Source organism: Gorillibacterium sp. sgz306347 (assembly GCF_059735245.1).
In genome coordinates this window covers 1-18,076 of record NZ_JCAPET010000046.1, presented here as the reverse complement: position 1 = coordinate 18,076, position 18,076 = coordinate 1, and the positions used below count along the sequence as shown (strand labels likewise).

Annotated in this window: 14 protein-coding genes; 7 read left to right on the top strand and 7 right to left on the bottom strand. The window is 56.6% G+C overall.

From position 1 onward, the window contains the following. Nucleotides 1–123: 123 nt before the first annotated feature. Complete coding sequence (locus AC6I6H_RS18835) at nucleotides 124–417, bottom strand: DUF6171 family protein (protein ID WP_497955543.1); 294 nt, start codon at nucleotides 415–417, stop codon at nucleotides 124–126. 3 nt (nucleotides 418–420) lie between these two features. Continuing rightward, a complete protein-coding gene (locus tag AC6I6H_RS18830) occupies nucleotides 421–1,908 on the bottom strand; it encodes an alpha-N-arabinofuranosidase (RefSeq protein ID WP_497955542.1) in 1,488 nt (495 codons plus the stop codon). 260 nt (nucleotides 1,909–2,168) lie between these two features. Here AC6I6H_RS18830 and AC6I6H_RS18825 point away from each other — a divergent pair, with 260 nt between their 5' ends. Further along, on the top strand, nucleotides 2,169–3,053 hold the full coding sequence (locus AC6I6H_RS18825; RefSeq protein WP_497955541.1) for a helix-turn-helix domain-containing protein: 885 nt from the start codon (nucleotides 2,169–2,171) through the stop codon (nucleotides 3,051–3,053). A 137-nt stretch (nucleotides 3,054–3,190) separates the two neighbouring features. On the opposite strand, the gene AC6I6H_RS18820 is transcribed toward AC6I6H_RS18825, so the two are convergent. Together AC6I6H_RS18820 and AC6I6H_RS18815 are read right to left on the bottom strand one after the other, a co-directional pair. After that, nucleotides 3,191–3,748, bottom strand: coding sequence for an NADPH-dependent FMN reductase (locus AC6I6H_RS18820; RefSeq protein WP_497955559.1), 558 nt, complete (start codon nucleotides 3,746–3,748; stop codon nucleotides 3,191–3,193). Between the two features lie 184 nt (nucleotides 3,749–3,932). After that, entirely contained in the window at nucleotides 3,933–4,841 is a 909-nt protein-coding gene (locus AC6I6H_RS18815; protein ID WP_497955540.1) for an ArsR/SmtB family transcription factor, read from the bottom strand. 163 nt (nucleotides 4,842–5,004) lie between these two features. On the opposite strand from AC6I6H_RS18815, the gene AC6I6H_RS18810 reads away from it, so the two are divergent. Then, the gene (locus tag AC6I6H_RS18810) at nucleotides 5,005–6,495 is read left to right on the top strand and encodes a glycoside hydrolase family 43 protein (RefSeq protein ID WP_497955539.1); all 1,491 of its coding nucleotides are present in this window, start codon (nucleotides 5,005–5,007) and stop codon (nucleotides 6,493–6,495) included. Between the two features lie 29 nt (nucleotides 6,496–6,524). Next, nucleotides 6,525–7,805, top strand: a complete 1,281-nt coding sequence (locus tag AC6I6H_RS18805; RefSeq protein WP_497955538.1) for a glycoside hydrolase family 27 protein — start codon at nucleotides 6,525–6,527, stop codon at nucleotides 7,803–7,805. A gap of 146 nt (nucleotides 7,806–7,951) precedes the next feature. Here the strand turns inward: AC6I6H_RS18805 and AC6I6H_RS18800 are convergent, their stop codons facing one another. Then, a complete protein-coding gene (locus AC6I6H_RS18800) occupies nucleotides 7,952–8,071 on the bottom strand; it encodes a DNA alkylation repair protein (protein ID WP_497955537.1) in 120 nt (39 codons plus the stop codon). A 429-nt stretch (nucleotides 8,072–8,500) separates the two neighbouring features. Here AC6I6H_RS18800 and AC6I6H_RS18795 point away from each other — a divergent pair, with 429 nt between their 5' ends. Then, nucleotides 8,501–8,890 (top strand): hypothetical protein, encoded by a 390-nt coding sequence (locus AC6I6H_RS18795; protein WP_497955536.1) that lies wholly within the window; start codon nucleotides 8,501–8,503, stop codon nucleotides 8,888–8,890. Nucleotides 8,891–9,642: 752 nt separating this feature from the next. On the opposite strand, the gene AC6I6H_RS18790 is transcribed toward AC6I6H_RS18795, so the two are convergent. Continuing rightward, on the bottom strand, nucleotides 9,643–12,285 hold the full coding sequence (locus AC6I6H_RS18790; RefSeq protein WP_497955535.1) for an adenosylcobalamin-dependent ribonucleoside-diphosphate reductase: 2,643 nt from the start codon (nucleotides 12,283–12,285) through the stop codon (nucleotides 9,643–9,645). Between the two features lie 494 nt (nucleotides 12,286–12,779). Between AC6I6H_RS18790 and AC6I6H_RS18785 the strand changes: the two genes are divergently transcribed. The 3 genes from AC6I6H_RS18785 to AC6I6H_RS18775 all read left to right on the top strand — a co-directional run bounded on the left by AC6I6H_RS18785 (nucleotide 12,780) and on the right by AC6I6H_RS18775 (nucleotide 17,319). Beyond that, nucleotides 12,780–14,474 (top strand): DEAD/DEAH box helicase, encoded by a 1,695-nt coding sequence (locus tag AC6I6H_RS18785; RefSeq protein ID WP_497955534.1) that lies wholly within the window; start codon nucleotides 12,780–12,782, stop codon nucleotides 14,472–14,474. Further along, nucleotides 14,471–15,952: a YqhG family protein gene (locus tag AC6I6H_RS18780; RefSeq protein ID WP_497955533.1), complete on the top strand. Its 1,482-nt coding sequence runs from the start codon at nucleotides 14,471–14,473 to the stop codon at nucleotides 15,950–15,952. The genes AC6I6H_RS18785 and AC6I6H_RS18780 overlap by 4 nt, the downstream gene beginning before the upstream one ends. Nucleotides 15,953–16,071: 119 nt before the next feature. Further along, on the top strand, nucleotides 16,072–17,319 hold the full coding sequence (locus AC6I6H_RS18775) for a hypothetical protein (protein ID WP_497955532.1): 1,248 nt from the start codon (nucleotides 16,072–16,074) through the stop codon (nucleotides 17,317–17,319). Between the two features lie 79 nt (nucleotides 17,320–17,398). Here AC6I6H_RS18775 and AC6I6H_RS18770 read toward each other — a convergent pair whose 3' ends face one another. Continuing rightward, the gene (locus AC6I6H_RS18770) at nucleotides 17,399–17,590 is read right to left on the bottom strand and encodes a YqzE family protein (RefSeq protein WP_497955531.1); all 192 of its coding nucleotides are present in this window, start codon (nucleotides 17,588–17,590) and stop codon (nucleotides 17,399–17,401) included. Nucleotides 17,591–18,076: the final 486 nt, after the last annotated feature.

Here is an 18,076-nt window from a genome sequence, read left to right as displayed (position 1 = left end):
CCTCTTCATAAGCGAAAAAGAGCCGGCACAGCGAACCGTTCGCTGCAAAGCAGGCTCTTTTTCAACAAAACCGTCCTGGGCTTGTTCCGATTGCACACCTCCGTTCCAAGGTACGCTACGCCGCTATGCCCACCGGCTTCCCGCCGGATCGGGGCAGCGGGCGGCCGCCAGCTTGGCCTTGATATCCATCAGGCAGCCGCACCAGCGGCAGGTCGTGCCAAATTGAAAGGACGGGCATTCCCTGCACCGGCCGAGGCGTTTGGCATACTCTTCCTCGGTAGTCAGCTTGGCCCCTTTTACCCGCATCGTTTCCCCGAATAAACGCTTAAACTCTTCCGGCGTTACATGAACCGTAGCGGAGCAGCCTTTGCACGTTTCTTCCACTGCCCGGGGCTCTTTTATGGCGTTGCCGGCCATGCCTTACGCCTCCCCTTCCACCGCCAGCACGGCAACCGAACGCGCCGGCAGCTTCACATGCAGCATGCCGTTCTCCAGCCGGAATTCGCGGAAATCGCGGGGTTCCACAGCCGCGGGCTCCTCAAATGTATTATGCGCCTGAATCGCATCGGCGGTCAGCACGGTTCCGCTTACTTCGCCGATGGAGCGGCCGCGGATGTCAAACGTCAGCTCCGCTTCCTCCGCGTGATGCAGGTTGCACAGGGAGAGATGCAGCGTGCCCGCATCATTGACAGAGGCCGAGGCGCTGATTTGCCCGATGCTTTCCCCGTTCATTTCATAGGCCGGAGCGTCAAAAGCCAGATCGACGCGGCGCGCGTCCTGATGCACGCTGTACATCCGCAGCACATGGTATGTCGGGGTAAGAACCATGCTTCCGCCTTCGGTCAGAATGACTGCCTGCAGCACATTGACCATTTGCGCAAGATTCGCCATCCGCACCCGGTCCGAATGATTCTGGAAAATGTTCAGGTTGATTCCCGCCACCAAAGCGTCGCGAAGCGTGTTCTGCTGGTACAGGAAACCGGGGTTCGTGCCGGGCTCGACGTTGTACCAGGTACCCCATTCGTCCACGATGAGCGCAACGCGCTTCTCCGGATCGTACCGGTCCATAATCGTGCTGTGCCGCTCGATGAACTCGTTCATCCGCAGCGTGCTTCGCAGGGTGGCAAACCATTCGGCTTCCGAGAATTCCGTGGACGAACCTTTATCGTTCCAGTCGCCCGATGGAACGGTGTAATAATGAAGGCTGATGCCGTCCATATGCGATCCGGCCCGCTCCATCAGCACTTCCATCCAGTTGTAATCGTCCACGTTCGGCCCGCAGGCGATCTTGAACACCTTGTTGTCCCCGTAATTCCGCACATAACTGGCATACTGCCGGTACTGGTCGGCATAATATTCGGGCCGCATATTCCCGCCGCAGCCCCAGTTCTCGTTGCCGACGCCAAAGTACGGAAGCTTCCAGGGCATCTCCCGACCGTTCGCCTTGCGCTGCTCGGCCATTGGCGACTCCCCGTCAAAGGTCATGTACTCCACCCATTCCGACATTTCCCGGACCGTGCCGCTGCCTACATTGCCCGACACATACGGCTCCGCGCCGATCAGCTCGCAAAAACGGAGGAATTCATGGGTCCCAAAATGATTGTTTTCCACCACTCCGCCCCAATGAACGTTAACCATCCGTTTCCGTTTTTCCTTCGGTCCGATTCCGTCCGGCCAGTAATAAGCATCGGCAAAGCAGCCGCCCGGCCAGCGGAGCACCGGCACCTTCAGGTTTCGGAGCGCTTCGATGACATCCGTCCGCATGCCTTCCCTGTTCGGAATCGGCGAATCCTCTCCCACCCAGATGCCCTCGTAAATACAGCGGCCCAAATGCTCGGCAAAATGGCCGTAAATGTTCCGGTTGATGATGCTTTTCGGCGTATCCGCTTGTACAATGACCCTTGTCATGTCGCTTCCCCTCTCCTGTTACGCAAGCGCTTACTGTTTTTCGGCTTGCCGTCACCCAAAGTATAGAAGCTTGGCTTTGCGCCATCAATAAACAATCGTCGACTGCTGCTGACCAATCGTGCTTTGTTTTGTGTCCCGCATGAAAACGCGAGTGAGCTAGCAGGACTTGTGCCGCCGCCCCGGCTTTTCTATAATGTACAAAAGCGCGGGCCTATCGCGGCGATGAAGTCCCGCTACAAGCAAAAAGGAGCGGCACATCCATGATCACCTTGCTCAGCAGCGGCGGCCATTACATTCATCCGGACGGCATCGTCATCGACCGGCCGGGCGGCGCGGGAAACTTTGCTTTTGTCTTTTTCAAGAGCACGGCGGAGGTCGTGGTGAACGGCCGTTCCCGGCAAGCGGAAAAGAATTCCTTCATTCTTTTCCATCCGGCGACGCGCCATTTGTACCGGGAGATTGAACTGCCTTTTGTGAACGACTGGTTTCACTGTGAAGGTTCCGGGCTGGAGTCTTTTCTGCTCTCTTTGGACTTTCCCCTCGACACACCGGTAAAAGCGTCAAATCCGCTTTTTATCACCCGTTCCATCCGGGAGCTGACCAGCGACAACCGGCGGGGCGGTCCTTTCCGCGAGGCGATTCTCGATGCGGGGCTGAGGTCGTTTTTCCTCAAGCTGTGCAATCTGGAGGCCCGGAAAACGGAGCTTCCGCCCGCCACGGGTCAGTATGATCCGCTATTGTCCGAATTGCGCGATGAGCTGTACCATTCCCCTGCCCTGCGAATTAAAGTGGAGGAGCTGGCGGCGTCCGTCAACCTGAGCAAATCTTATTTCCAGCACCTCTACAAGGAGCTGTTCGGCTGCTCCGTCGTAACCGACATGATCCAAAGCCGTCTCGAATATGCCCGTTACTTGCTGGACAACAGCGCCGCCTCCGTTGCCGACGTGGCCAAGGCCTGCGGCTACGAAAACGAAACGCATTTTATGCGGCAGTTTAAAAAATTTACCGGGGTCACGCCGAGCGGCTATAAAGCGCGGACACGCATGCCTCGGCAAGCCGTTCGGGCGGAGAAACGGGATTTGCCCGGCAGCATGCCGGAGGCCTCCGCCGGGGAAACACAAAAAACGGACCGGACTCGGGTGTGATCCCTGAATCCGGTCCGTTGATGCGTTTCGGAGCCGTTTAGCCTGCAGCTTTGGCGGTACTTATACAGCTGAATTAATAGGAACAGCGCAGAATTTTGACCGTGGTGCGGAAGCCTGTTCCCGCCGGTATGTTTTGGTTAAACCGCGCCAACCTGCGTTTGGCGCAAGGTTTTCAAAGCGCCGCTCCATGCCAGCACTTGATCCAGCATTCCGTTCACGTTCGTGAGGTGCAGATCGGCCGGCTTGAACACCCCATTCTCGAAATCCGTAAAGAGCGACAGCGCCGGGTGTACGCGAACGTCCGCGACGGACAGCTCACCGAGAATACCGCGCAGATGCTCCGCCGCGCGCGCTCCGCCGACGGAGCCGTAGCTGACTATGCCCGCCGCCTTGTTATTCCATGCTTCCCGCGCATAATCGAGGGCGTTCTTCAGCGCGGCGGTAATGCTGTGATTGTATTCCTGCACGATAAAAACAAAGCCGTCCAGGCCGGCCAGCTTCCCGTTCCACGCCGCCGCCTGCGCCGACCCGTCGGCTTCCCCGAGCAGCGGCAGCTTGTAGTCCGCGATGTCCACGATTTCATAATTCGCATCTCCGCGTCCATCCGCTATGCTTTTCACCCAAGCGCCGACCTGCGGGCTCACCCGTCCTTCGCGCGTGCTTCCCAGAATAATTCCAATGTTCAGCTTTGTCATGCCCGCTTCCTCCTTGGCGTTTGTTCCGCCGAATAATTTTTCCAGCCAACCCATGGTATAACCGCCTTTTTCTTTTTACTAACTTGTTCTTATGATTTTATTATAATTATTAAAATTACTATTGTCAAGTTACTTACTTTTAGTTTGTCCACATAAAAACATTCCGCTTCATTACGACCTCCCGCTATCCATTGCCCAGATGAACACGGATGACAATATCCTGATCGTGATTGCCGAAGCCCGCTCCGTAAAGCGTCAGTCCTCCGACGTTCGCCGCCTGCTCATCCACTGCGAAACGCAGCGTCCAAAAAGGGCTCTGTAAGTTGATATCCGAAACGGTCACCTCTGACATCTGCTTTTCATCCATATACGTACCGGTACTGTCGATACGGATCGTCTTTAATAACCCGTACTGATTAACGTTTCGATGCCACCATTCCGGCGTATATTTGCCGCGCGCCGCTCTTCCGAAGTCGGCCGGGCTCGTCCAGGTTCCCAGAAAAACGCCGTTAAACGCAAAGCCGATATCCGAAGGCCAATGATCCCGCAGGCCCGGCGCTTCCGAAGCAATCTCCATGGAAATCTCGATAACATCCGCATATTGTCCGGCAGGCAAATAATTCGGCGTCTTGTACTCGACATACCCCCAGCCGAACCATAAAATAGCGGCCTGGACCCGTTCAGGATCGAGAAAATAACGCGGGTCGTCCCATACGCCAATCTCTTTCTCCCGTGTGCCGAGCCCGCAGGTGGGATGGATGTCGAATGCAGTATAATGGCCGACCGAAATGCTCTGCTCCCAAAGCTTTTCGTTTCGGCTGGCGGAGGGCAGCTCAATCTCGATGCTTGTTTCTTTAAGAAAACACAGTTTGTGCGTTCCCCCGTTTAACCGTATCCTGCGGCTTCCAATAAGTCCGGCTTGCTCGAGTTTTCGTATGTGCATCGTGACAATGGAAGGGCTAAGCCCCAGTTTTTCCGCAATATCCTTTACATTTCGTTCGCCGTCGGCGAGGAGGCTCAACATTTTCCATCTCACGGAGCTCGCCAGCGCTTCGTATAACGGCATAAACTTCGAATCCCCGTTTGCTTTCATCCCGTTTTGTCTCCCCGTTATTGAATTCACATATCCATTCATTTAGTAAATTTCATCATAGCCTTCCGTTCCAGGCCATTGCAAGCCTCTATTTCCAGGTGTTTAATTTTCTTAGCGCTCAACCTATTCACATTTGGGTGAATCCAAAAAAAGAGGTGGATCTATGAACTACCATAACCCCGTGATTAAAGGATTCTATCCGGACCCCAGCGTATGCAAAGCAGGCGATACCTATTACCTGGTATGCAGCTCCTTTCAGTACTTTCCGGGAGTCCCCATTTTTGAAAGCCGGGATTTGCTGAACTGGAAGCAAGTCGGTCATTGCCTGACAAGAAAAAGTCAAGTTCAGCTGGAGCATGTGAGCAGCTCCGGCGGCGTTTTCGCTCCGACCATCCGGTATCATGCGGGCCGCTTTTATATGACCACCACCAATGACACCACCCGGCAAAATTTTTATGTCTGGACCGACGATATTTACGGGGAGTGGTCGGAGCCGGTCTATGTCGATCAGGGCGGGATTGATCCGGATCTCTACTTTGAAGACGGGAAGACCTTTTTTATGAGCAACGGCACCGATGATAACGGAACCCCCGGCATCGTGCAGTGTGAAATTGACATTGAAACCGGCGCAAAGCGGACGCCAAGCCGTTCGATTTGGCAGGGAACGGGCGGCCGTTATCTGGAGAGTCCGCATCTGTATAAAATAAACGGCCGGTATTACCTGATGGCGGCTGAAGGGGGAACCGAATATGGCCATATGGTGACTTACGCGCGGGGAGATTCGCCCTCCGGCCCGTTTGAAGCCTATCCGCACAATCCCGTGCTGACCAATCGAAATTTGGGCGGGTACGAGCTGCAAGGTGTGGGCCATGGCGATTTGATCCGGGACAACGATGGGAATTGGTGGATGCTTCATTTGGGCTTCCGGCAAATCGGCAGGTGGCTTACGTTTCATCATTTGGGCCGCGAGGTGTTCCTCACGCCTGTTACCTTTGACGAGGACGGCTGGTTTACAGCCGGGCAGAACGGCACCTGTCTGATGAGCTTTGAGACAGACCGCATCCCGGACACGACCATTCAGCAGGAAAAGAAAAGCTATACGTTTGAAAACACGGATTGGAAGCTGGACTGGTGCTATCTCCGTCATCCGGCTGCCGGGCATTACCGCCTCGGTTCCGACAAGATAACCCTCCAAGGCACCGAAGTAACGCTGGACGCTCCCGCTTCCCCGACCTTTATCGGCCTGCGCCAAAGGGATTTTGATGCGGTCCTATCCTGCGAGGTCAGCCTTGCGAGCGGAGAGGCCGGCATAACGATCTACATGGATGAGCAGCATCACTATGACCTAGCTGTCCGGAGAGAAGAGAACAGCTACCGGGTTATCGAGCGCCTGAATATCGGGGATATCAAATCCGTGGAAAAGGAACGGAGTCTGGAGGGAACCAATCAAGCTGTGCTGGTTATCCGGGCGGACCGTGAGCGGTACAGCTTCTTTGCCCGGATATCGGGAGAAGAGGTTCTTTTGGGAACGGCACAAACCAAATACCTTTCGACTGAAGTTGCCGGAGGATTTACAGGTGTGCTCATCGGATTGTATGTTGTCGGAAAGGACAGTCAGGCCGAGTTCTCCAATTTCAAATGCGAGTACCTGTAAATGACGGATAAAAGCAAAGGAGATTCGCGATGGATCATAAAGCTGCTGCGCTTACTCCGCCGCTTGGCTGGAACAGCTGGGATTGTTATGGAGCGGCCGTAACGGAGGATGAAATCCGGGGCAATGCGGAATACATGGCAAAGCATTTGAAGGAATTCGGTTGGCGTTACATAACCGTGGATATTCAGTGGTATGAACCCTATGCGGCATCCTCTCAATACCGGCCGTTCGTTGAGCTGGTCATGGATGATTATTCCCGCCTGATGCCCGCGGAGAACCGGTTCCCTTCCGCAGCGGGCGGCAAAGGGTTTAAGCCGCTGGCCGATTACGTTCACAGCCTGGGCCTTCAATTCGGCATTCACATCATGCGCGGCATTCCCCGCCAAGCCGTGCATGCCGCTGCTCCGGTTCGGGACACCACTGCGACAGCGCGCGAAATCGCGCATCCCAACTCCATCTGTCCGTGGAATACGGATATGTATGGCGTAGACGCCTCGAAGGAAGGGGCGCAGGCCTATTACGATTCCCTTTTTGAGCTGTATGCAGAATGGGGCGTTGATCTGGTAAAGGTGGACGATATTGCGGCTTCCAGGCTGTACGGCACCCATCAGCCGGAGATCGTCCTGATCTCCAGGGCGATTGCTCGCTGCGGCCGCCCCATGGTGCTGAGCCTTTCACCCGGCCCCGCACCGGTGGAGTACGCGGCATTCTTCGCCGGGCATGCCAACATGTGGCGCGTCACGGACGACTTCTGGGACCAATGGCCTTTGCTGCTGGATATGTTCGACCGCTGCCGGACATGGCAGGGCGTCCCCGAGGAAGGCTGCTGGCCGGACTGCGACATGCTGCCGCTCGGCCACATCGGCATTCGGTCAGTAGACGGCGGGGGAACAGACCGCTGGACCCGTTTCACGCGGGACGAGCAGTTGACGATGCTGTCGCTTTGGAGCATCTTCCGCTCCCCGCTCATCTTTGGCGGAGAATTGCGGGACTGCGACGAATGGACATTGTCTCTGCTTACCAACCGGGATGTGCTGCGCATGCACCGGGAAAGCCGCTCGGCCAAAGAAGCCTTACGCGAGGGAGAACTGATTATCTGGACGGCCGAAGGCGTTGAAGGCTTCCGTTACGCCGCCGCGTTCAACATTGGTGACAACCCGCTTCCGCTCAACCTGGAGCTGGAGAAGATCGGATTGGCGGGCTGCCGGGAGGGAACCGAGCTGTGGAGCGGAGCGACGGCCGAGCTTGAGGCCGGCGTAGTCCGGGCTGTCATACCGCCGCATGGGGTGCGTTTGTATCGGTTTTTTTAACGACAAAGGGGCAGCCGGATTATCCGACCGCCCCTTTGCTTTTCCATTTTGGATAAGAAACGAATGCTCTGCAGTCCACTTTCTCCGTTAGTCGAAAATGTTTGGGAAACGCAATGAACCGTTTGAATTTCGATGATAATGTCCTTTCATGCATATCTAAAAGAAACTCTCGGCATATTTAGGTGATTATTAACAAGATAATCAATGACCGCTTTTTTATTTACGTGTGAAAAAGACTTGAGCATCCAACCGTATCCTTTAAGCACTCATTCATGTTCATCATTCAAAGCGTTAACCTTAAATTCACTAAATAAGCAGGGGAAGCCAAGTTTTTCTTGTGAAGATGGTCACAATTATGATGTTATCGATGGGGTTATCCATTTTGGCTCCCGTGAAAAAGAAGGCGAATATTGGTCTTTGTGGCTTAGGAATTATGAGCACTATTTGGAAGAACAGCGCCATCCAGGGAACCAACGATATTGGCAGGGATCACCTCATTACAGGGAAGTCATGTGGCAGCACATTAATAAGCTTCGACCGCGAATCATTGTTGATATGGCTTGCGGTACCGGTAGTGGCATCAAATACATGATTGAGCGAATAGATTGGCCTGTTACTGTCATCATGACCGATTTGAGCCACAGTATACTGAAATGGAACCGGTTTTTTTCTCGGACGAATGGAAAAATCCATATGTGGACATCGTGTATATGGCCTGTGATTGTGCTGCACTTCCTTTAGCTGATAACTGCGTGGATGTTGTCTTTTCTAATGGCGGGTTTTGCGGAAGGATATCGTGCGCACATGCGGTCTACAATATCAGCACAGTCGAAGATCATCAAAGTGATAATACAAAAAAGTGGATTGAACTTTATTCAATTCATGATCCGAGTTATCACCCTGAAAAAGATAAGATGCGTGACATCTCTCAATGGCTTGATAAGTGCAAGAATATTGGTTATCACAAAAATGAAGCCACGTTAATTTATGGAGAACTTCCTGCTCCTGCTGATGGTGTTTTCCCCTTTGAAAACGAAGTTTTACAGTGGATGGCAGAATATGTTGTAGTCTCTCAGAAAGTATAGTTGCTTCCGGTTCAATCCTTGATCTTTGGTCAAGGATTTTTCAATTTTCTTATTGACTTTTTATAGCTGGTCTTTCACCACGCTCTACTGCCCGTTAGCCACCCGTGCCCCGGCGGGGTACCACAGAATATGAAGTTGCGTTATTTCAGGGTGGATTTTTTGGCTATGTCGTGGTCCAATATCCATCACGCGCCGGGAGCTTTGGTCATGGGGCGCCGGAAGGGGCCGGACAAATTCTAACGGTTGCCAGCGAGCTTATTTGGCTTAAAACGAAGCTTTTTAAAATCTAACGGTTGCCACGGAGCTTATTTGGCTCGGAGAGGGGGCGTTTTGGTCTTTTGAGGGCAAATAAGCTCTCCCACAACCGTTAGAAATGGAAACAGGGGTTTTTGGGGTGAATAAGCGCTGTGGCAACCGTTAGCCACCCATGCCCCGGCGGGGTACCACAGAATATGAAGTTGCGTTATTTTCAGGGTAGCTTAATGAAGTTTTGACAATCTAATACTTTAAATTCTCAGCCTGCAACTTTACTTTGCATTTGACATTAAAACTATAAAATAAAAAACGTGAGAGCAACTATCGCTTCCCACGTTTTTACATTGTTCTTAGAACAAAACTTGTTTTCAAGACGCATTACAAATCAAAGGAAAATCCTTCTTCAATTTGAATAAAATGAATCATCGTGTATTTTCATACCGCAAAAGGTATAAATATAATTTTCTCGTTTTCGTCTTCGTCTAAAATATTTCTTCTTACGAGCACTTGCTGTACCCGCAGTTGGCGCAGGTTTTGCAGCCTTCCGTGTTGATCAGCGAGATCGAGCCGCAGGATGGGCAGATGTCTTTGCTCGTGTCGAGCAGGGACAGGTCGTCCGTCAGCGCGTGTCCGCCGTGCGAAGAAGGCGCGGCTGCGGCCGGAACCGCGGGAGCCGGCGCCGGAGCGGCAGGCTGCATCGTGAAATGCGCGGCGCGGGAATCGCCCGACGTGCCGTTCGAGCCGGCATTCGCTGCGGTGTGCAGCTCCAGCGCTTTGGCAACGGCGTCGGCGATGGACTCGACGCGGTTGGCGCCGAAGCCGATGGCGCCCGAACCGCCGATGCCCTTCAGGTGCTTGATCAGCAGGTTCACTTTGTTGCCGTGGTCGCCGTAGCGCAGGAACAGGGAGCATACCCGGCCGAGCGCTTCCGCCATGGCGAAGACGTCGGAGCCGGCTTTGCCTACGTTCAGGAAGATTTCGCTCGGCGCGTCGTTCAGATCGTTGATCGTGATGTACGCCATGCCGAACGGCGTGTTGATTTTATAGGTGGCCCCGCGCAGAATTTGCGGGCGGCGTTTGTATTCCTTGTCGATGACCTTTGTTTCCTTCGGCGCCGCGGAGACCGCAAGCACCGGAGCTTCTGCTGTATCGGCCGCTGCCGCCGCTGCCGTTTTTTGCTCCGTTTTGCCTTCCTCTGCCTTGTCTTCCTTCTTGCCGGTCGACAATACCTGTTCGTTGCGGCTGCCGTCGCGGTAGATCGTCACGCCTTTGCAGCCGAGGTCGAAGGCCAGCTCGTACAGCTTCTTCGTGTCTTCCACCGTAAAGTCGTGCGGCGCGTTCGCCGTCTTAGAGATCGAGCTGTCCACCCAGCGCTGGATGGCGGCCTGTACGCGGATGTGGTCCTCCGCCGAAAGAGTCATAGCCGTCACGAAGTGAGACGGAAGCTCTTCGCCCGGATGCTTTTCCAGCCATTCCTGGGCGATCGGCACGTATTGCTTGTCGAAGCCGAGCCGGCTTTGGCGGAAATATTCAAACGCGAAGTACGGCTCGATGCCGGTCGACGTGCCGACCATTGTGCCCGTGCTGCCGGTCGGCGCCTGGGTGATGACGGTGACGTTGCGCATGCCGTTCTTGCGGATCGATTCGCCCACTTCCGGGTAGACCTCGATCATGTTTTTCATAAAGCCGCTTTGCAGATACAGGTCCTTGTCGAAGTGCTTGAAGGAGCCTTTTTCCGCCGCAATTTCGGAGGAGGCCAGGTAGGATTCCCGGGCGATAAAGCCGTACAGCTTATCCAGGAATTCGAGCGATTCCGGGCTGCCGTAGCGAACTTCCAGCTTGATCATCAGCTCGGCAAGGCCCATCGAGCCCAGGCCGACGCGGCGTTCGCCCTGCTGGTTCACGCGGTTTTCTTCGAAGTGGTACGGCGTCTTGTCAATGACGTTGTCCAGGAAACGGGTCGAGTAGCGAACCACCTGGCCAAGTTCTTCCCAGGCCACGTCATGCTTGTCCGCGTCGTAGAACTTGGACAGGTTGATGGCCGACAGGTTGCAGACGCCCCAGGCCGGCAAGCCCTGCTCGCCGCACGGATTCGTGCAAATGATCGGGTTGAAATACCAGCTGTTGGACATCTGATTGTAGTATTCCATAAAAACGACACCCGGCTCGGCGGATTTCCAAGCCGATTCGATGATCGTGTGCCACACTTCGCGGGCTTTGACCGTGCGGACGGTTTTGACCGGCTTGCCGGCCTTCTTCCATTTGTCCAGGTCGCCGTCCCAGGTTTCGTTGTAGTCGGCCACCGAGGTGTCCGGGAACACGAGGTCCCAATCCAGATCTTCCTTCACGGCCTTCATGAAGGCGTTGCTGACGCAAACCGACAGGTTGGCGTTCGTCACCTGGCCCATCGTCTGCTTGACCGTGATGAAATCCATCAGGTCCGGGTGCCAGTCGTTCAGCATCAGCATGAGCGCGCCGCGGCGGCTGCCGCCCTGCTCGATCAGGCCGGTCGTATAGCTGAACAGGCCGCCCCAGGACACCGCGCCCGAGGAGGAGCCGTTAACGCCTTTGACCACCGCCCGGCGAGGACGGAGCGAGGACAGGTTGATGCCCACGCCGCCGCCGCGCGACATGATTTCAGTCATTTCCGAAAGGGTCGCCATGATGCCGCCCCGGCTGTCATGCGGAGACGGGATAACGTAGCAGTTGAACAGCGTCAGCTCGTCGCTTGCGCCGGCGCCGGCCGCGATCCGGCCGCCGGGAACGAGCTTCCAGTCGTCCAGAATGCTGCGGAACTTCTCGGTCCATTCCTTGCGTTTGGCAGGGGTCGCTTCCACCGAGGCCATGGCCGCCGCCAGACGGTCCCACAGCTCCTCCGGGGTTTTCTCCTGGGTGAGCGTCAGCTTCTCCACGTCCGATTCCACCACGTCTCCGCTGCGCACCTTCACCTTTACCTTGTTTCCGGTGCGTTCGATGACCTCGCCCACTTCCTTGGCCGGGAATTTCGGGTCGTCCTTGGTCAGAACGAGAACCGTATCCCCCACTTTCGTGCCGCTGGTGTCGGCGTTTTTCATGGCGTAGCGGTCCAGAAAAATCTTTTCGCTGAGACCTTCCAAGCGCTTCGTCTGCATCATGCTCATTGCCAGTACCCCTTTCTATGATTGTCCGCGAATAACGGATATGTAACCCAATATTTAGTGCAGCACTCATTATACATTACAACATTTTGTGGATCGAGTGGGACGAGGATCGTTTTTCCGGGTTAACCCGCCATTCTTTCGCCGAAGCTGTCCTTTTCGCCTGCGCGCTCTCTTTTTGATGATGAATGGTGAGATTTCTCACACCCGCGAGCGGCCCCAAACCGCGAGGCCTTGCCCCGCAAGGCTTCTCCCCTTCTTACACGCCGGGCCGCCAAACGAATCAAGATGTAGACAATAAAAAAGAATGAAACACAGGATATAGTATTTTCATCACCAAAAAGCCATGACCGTACGATCCCCATTCGCCTTTTACGGAAACGGAACTTATCTATCATACCTCAAAAACCAAGGCGGGTTCCAGTCCCTTTTTTAGGCGGTTATGAAACTTCCCGGCTTCGTCCATACTAGTTTTACCAACTTGAGGGAGGTGCCCCATGCGTCAGTCCGAATCGGCCGATTTGGTGAAAAAGCTGGACGGCACGGTGGAGCTCCGGTTTGAACGCGGCTGGCTGTCCGAACTGGAATCCCGCGTGGACAAAAACGGCCCTTGGGACAACCCCGAGCTGTACCGCCTTGCCCTGGAAGCGGAGGAGGCCCGGCTGATCCGCCGGTTCGACGACCTGCAATGCCTCGCTCATCTTCCCGGATTCGTTCCGCTCGCGCACCAGACGGACGCCGCCCGAAAGGTGCTTTTCGACATGCGCGGGCGCGCCATTCTCGCCGACGAAGTGGGCCTTGGCAAAACCATTGAAGCCGGACTTGTGCTCAAAGAATATATGGTGCGCGGACTGGTCAAAAAGGCGCTTATTCTCGTTCCCGCCTCCCTTGTGCTGCAATGGGTGCGCGAGCTGAACCAGAAGTTCGGCATTCCCGCCTCCGCCCAGAAAAAAGCCTACATGTGGACCTCCGCCGAAGTGATCGTCGCTTCGCTCGATACCGCCAAGCGCCCGCCCCACCGGGACATCGTGCTGGGGCTCGATTACGACATGCTTATCATTGACGAAGCCCACAAGCTGAAAAACAAAAAGACCACGAACTACCAGTTCGTCAGCGGCCTGCGCCGCAAATACTGCCTGCTCCTTACGGCGACTCCCGTCCAGAACGACATGGACGAGCTTTACAACCTGATTCACGTCCTGAAGCCCGGCCAGCTTGGCGGACAGGGCAGCTTTCAGGACAAATTCGTCGCGGACAAACGCGTGCCCAAAAACGAGGACCTGCTCCAAGGCGAATTGTCCAAAGTGATGATCCGCAACCGGCGCTCGGACGGGGCGGTCGATTTTACCAAACGCGTCGTCAAAAACATTCCCCTCAGCCTTTCGCCCGAGGAACAGGCGCTGTACGACGGGGTGACCCGGTTTGTAAAGGAACGCTACGACGAGCTGGGACGAGGTGCGGCCAGCGCGTTTACTTTGGTGACGCTGCAGCGTGAGGTGTGCAGCAGCCGGGACGCTGTTTTCGTGACGCTCGTCAACCTGTTTAAGAAGCTCCCGGAAGAATCTCCCCTCCGGCAAAAGGTGTGGGAACTGGTGGCGCTGATCCGCGGCATCACGGCCAACACGAAAGCCGAAAAAGTGCTGGAGCTGATAAAGGGGATCGGAGACAAGGCGATTGTGTTTACCGAATACCGGGCCTCGCAGGAATATTTGCTGAAGTTTCTGAAGGACAACGGCCTCTCTGCCGTTCCTTACCGGGGCGGGATGAACCGGGGCAAAAAGGACTGGATGATGGACCTGTTCCGCGGCCGCGCGCAGGTGCTGATCGCCACAGAGGCGGGCGGCGAAGGGATCAACCTGCAATTTTGCCATCACATGATCAATTTCGACCTGCCCTGGAACCCGATGCGGCTGGAGCAGCGGATCGGCCGGGTGCACCGGCTCGGCCAGCAGCACGACGTGAGCATTTACAACCTCTCGACGCTGGGCACCATCGAGGAGCACATCCTCCATCTGCTGCACGAAAAAATCAACATGTTCGAGCTGGTTATCGGCGGACTCGATCACATCCTGGAGCAAAAAGCGACGCTGGAAAACGATTTGATGAAGCTGGTGCTGGAAGCGGACGGAGATGCGGACATCCGGACGCGGCTGGACCGGTTCGGAGATTCCCTGCTGGAGGCGAGCCCGTGAACAGTGCCCAAATTGAACGCTATCTGCTTCGTTTTCTGGAAGCGATGGACTGCGCGGTGCTGGACAAAACGGAGTCCGCCGTGCTCGTCAAGCTGTCCGTAGAGGCGGACCGGGAGCTGACCGGCCGCTCCTATTACTGGGACTTTGTCGAAAGGACCGGCGCGCCCGCGGAAACGATGACCATGAAGTTTATTTTCAATCCCGACGCCGAGCCGCTCGCGGGCACGCTCCCGCCGGGGGGAGGTCCGGGCATTCCGTTCCCGCCCGCCGGCCCCCGGCCGCCGCTTGGGCCGGTAACCGGCCCGTCGCCGGGACCGGTGACGGGACCGGCTCCCCCGCCCCCTGCGGGCCGCGCTCCGTTCGGCCAGCCCGGCCCGGCAATGGGGGCGGCGGGAGCGAATGCGCCCGGAATGCCGGGAGTAGCGGGTCAGCCGGGAGCGATCGCGTCCGGCATTCCGGGGATGGCGGGTCAGCCGGAAGCGGTGGCACCCGGAGCTCCTCCCGGCGCCCCGGACAGCATCCTCGGCCGGTATTTCGGCATTACGCTTCCCAGTCCCGTGGGCCGGGTGCCGACCGATACCGTCACCTTCGGCAGCCGCCGGCTGGAGCAAATTTTCCGGTCGGTCCGCAGCCGGGGAAGCTGCGTCCGTCTGTTTGAGGAAGCCCGAAAGGCCTCCGGCGCGCCGCCTTCCTCTTATTCCACCTGGCTCTGCGTCAACTACAAGATCGAGCTGATCTGCGACATGAAGCGGGAAGAGCTGCACTCCCTTGCGGTGAACCTGAACAGCGGCGAGATTGAGACGGATTTCTGGAAGCGGATCGGCAAACGCAAGCTGACCCCCAAGCTTCCGGCGGGCATCCACCTCGTTCCTCCCGTGCTGACCCTGAAAAAGGGCGCTTCTTTGCTGGAAAGCTATCTGGAAAAACAGCTCAAAGGTTATGACCGGACTTGGGCGGAGGATGCGGCGGTTCGTCTGCGGGAGGAATGGGCGAGGATTGACGGGTATTACGGCGATCTGCTGGCGGCTGCGCCGGAGCCGGAGCAAGCGAAGCCCGGTGAAGCGCAGGCAGCCGGTCGGCCGCTCGGGGCTGCGGCATCTTCTGCGCGGCTGGCGGAAACCCAAACCGGAAGCGGCGGCATTGCTCCCAAGAAAGCGGAGGGGGAAGCCTGGGAAGACCCCTCCACCGGCTTTGCGCCGAAGGTATTGCAGGAGAATGCCAGGCAAGCCTCCTCCACCGACTCTGCGCCGGAGCTATCGGAGGATAAAGCGCTAACTGCCACTGTTGCCGGCGGCCCCGCACCGGAGACTCGGGAAGAAGACGAGGCGCTTCTGGCGCGGAACGCGCTCGAGGCGGAGTACATGCTGCGGAGGCAAGAGGCCGAATGGCAGTACCGGCCGCGCATCCGGGTATCCGCCGTCAATTGCGGCCTTTTCCATCTGAGGGACCGCCCGGCGGGAGCCGACGAAACCCGCTAACCCCCGGCATAAAAGGGGAAGAAAAGCGGCGCTTCGCCACCGCGAACCAACAGCCTTTTTCCTCCGGGGCTTGTACAATGACAACAGCTTCCCATCGAAGAAAGAAACGGCGGTGACCTATGAATCTGATTTGGAAAAAAGCTGCGCTGGGCGGCCTTATGGCAGCCAGCCTGCTCTGCCCGGCGCTCCAGGGTACGGCGGCGCTTTCCGCCGGTGCGGCAGGAACTTCGTCTGCAACCGGGGCCGCTCTGTCGCCAGCGTCCGCTACGGCGGCCCCGTTCGCCGGCCGGCCGGAACCGGCTCCCGCTCCTTCCCACGCCGGCTTAAAATGGAGGAACTCAACCGAAAAGGCTCCGCCGTCCGCCTCCGCTCCGCTAGCGGCGATCCTTTCGGCTTCCGGCGGCCGCGTCTCCACTGCCAAGGATGCAGCCGCCCCCGCTTATGGGCTCGATACGGAAACGGATCGGAGTACCCGTGCCTCCGACATACTTTCGGATAAACCTCCGATTACGGCGGTTGAAGCGACCGAGAATCCGCTGAAGGACGAGGCTGCTCCCGTTTCACAGGCGGAACTGAACCGGCGCGTCCGGGAATGGATCGCGGCCTTGTCCGGCGAGCCCGGCTTCGAGGGATGGAAGCGGTCGGCTTATACCATATCACCTCTCGGTCCGGGCACGCATTCCTGGCTCATCACCTTAACCGAAGGCGTACGCGAAACGGGGTATCTGGTGGCCGCATACGATCCGGACGGCAAACTGGCCCTGGCGGAATACGGAACCGGACCGTACCCGCTTTTCAGCCTTTCCCTGCTCAAGCAGACGCTGGCCGCCCGCGGGCTGCTGGCTTTGCCGGGCGGTGAAGCGGCGTTTCGGCAGGCGGAGCGGCGGTATTACGGGCCGCTGCAAAGCTGCTGGGTTTTCTCTGGAGCGGAAGGACCGCTTTATCTTGACGCCAAAAGCGGGGAGCTGCTTCCCGATCTGACCAAGTATCAGGCCGGTTCACCCGACTCGGCCGGCATTCGGGAGGCGGGCTACACCACGGCGAAAGCGGCTACGGGCAAATCGCCGCCTTTATCGGTCATTGGCCGGGCGGCCGCGGTGGCGTTCGATCCTTATAAAAACGCGGGATGGCTTATTCGCAAGCCCGACCGCATTTCCTCGGCGGAAGAGCTGAGAGCTCTGCTTGCAAGCGGCAGGCAAATTGTGTTCTCGGCCGTTAGGTATGACGGCAAAGCGCGTTTTGTCCTTCCGGTGACGGCGGCACACAGCTGGTCGGACGGCGGCCGCTTCATCGGTCTGGAGCAGGACGGCAGCCGTTTTGTGCCGTTCGGCGCTGCGGCGGACGACTCTTTTTATCTCCTTCCTTAATCTCGTCATTGTCCTTCCTGTTTGTATGCTAAAGAAGCCTTCCGCCAGCAAGAGCGGCGAAGGCTTCTTCTTTTTTTCGTTATTTTTTGCCCCGGCCAAACCAAAGCCGGATGGATGCCGGCAGAACTCCGAACCAGCGGACGCTCCAGTCCGGCTGGCTCCGGTTTTGCCTGGCCAGCTTGTCCTGCTTCCGCTTGTCGCGAGGGGTATCGAGGTAGGACACCATCCGGGCCGTAAAATCCTGAATCAGCTGATCCCGTTTCGACGCCATGCCCATGCTCCCTTTCCCTTTTTGTTTGGTATCAGTATCGCCCGGCCGGGCTGGTTTTATTCTTGCAAGAGGCGCGCCCGTCTCCGAAAAAGAAAACCGGAAAGCCGCTTCTTTTTCTCCGAGGAGATTGCGCGGCGGAGGCGCAAGAATAATTTCAAAAAATCTAACTCCCGGCGCTGAAACCAAGGGACCGTTTGATGAACAAAGGGAAAATCCTCCGATTGGCAAAAGGGCTCCGTTTTTAAGCAACTTTCTCCAAAGTCTCACTCCATTCTGCACGGCTTTTGAAAAAACCTCTTGCAGGGCGGCCACGGGCGACGGTTACGGTATACGGTTTCAGTCCGTTTCGCGCTAACGGTTGCCACAGCACTTATTTGCACTAAAAACACCTCTTTTTTCGCTACCCTGAAAATAACGCAGCTTCATAGTCTGCGGTGCCTACCAGGGCATGGGTGGCTAACGGTTGCCACAGCGCTTATTCGCCCA

Bases quoted from the DNA above. Each gene is read 5' to 3' on its own strand.
- AC6I6H_RS18835 (WP_497955543.1), bottom strand. From the start codon at position 417: ATGGCCGGCAACGCCATAAAAGAGCCCCGGGCAGTGGAAGAAACGTGC.
- AC6I6H_RS18830 (WP_497955542.1), bottom strand. From the start codon at position 1,908: ATGACAAGGGTCATTGTACAAGCGGATACGCCGAAAAGCATCATCAAC.
- AC6I6H_RS18825 (WP_497955541.1), top strand. From the start codon at position 2,169: ATGATCACCTTGCTCAGCAGCGGCGGCCATTACATTCATCCGGACGGC.
- AC6I6H_RS18820 (WP_497955559.1), bottom strand. From the start codon at position 3,748: ATGACAAAGCTGAACATTGGAATTATTCTGGGAAGCACGCGCGAAGGA.
- AC6I6H_RS18815 (WP_497955540.1), bottom strand. From the start codon at position 4,841: ATGAAAGCAAACGGGGATTCGAAGTTTATGCCGTTATACGAAGCGCTG.
- AC6I6H_RS18810 (WP_497955539.1), top strand. From the start codon at position 5,005: ATGAACTACCATAACCCCGTGATTAAAGGATTCTATCCGGACCCCAGC.
- AC6I6H_RS18805 (WP_497955538.1), top strand. From the start codon at position 6,525: ATGGATCATAAAGCTGCTGCGCTTACTCCGCCGCTTGGCTGGAACAGC.
- AC6I6H_RS18790 (WP_497955535.1), bottom strand. From the start codon at position 12,285: ATGAGCATGATGCAGACGAAGCGCTTGGAAGGTCTCAGCGAAAAGATT.
- AC6I6H_RS18785 (WP_497955534.1), top strand. From the start codon at position 12,780: ATGCGTCAGTCCGAATCGGCCGATTTGGTGAAAAAGCTGGACGGCACG.
- AC6I6H_RS18775 (WP_497955532.1), top strand. From the start codon at position 16,072: ATGAATCTGATTTGGAAAAAAGCTGCGCTGGGCGGCCTTATGGCAGCC.
- AC6I6H_RS18770 (WP_497955531.1), bottom strand. From the start codon at position 17,590: ATGGCGTCGAAACGGGATCAGCTGATTCAGGATTTTACGGCCCGGATG.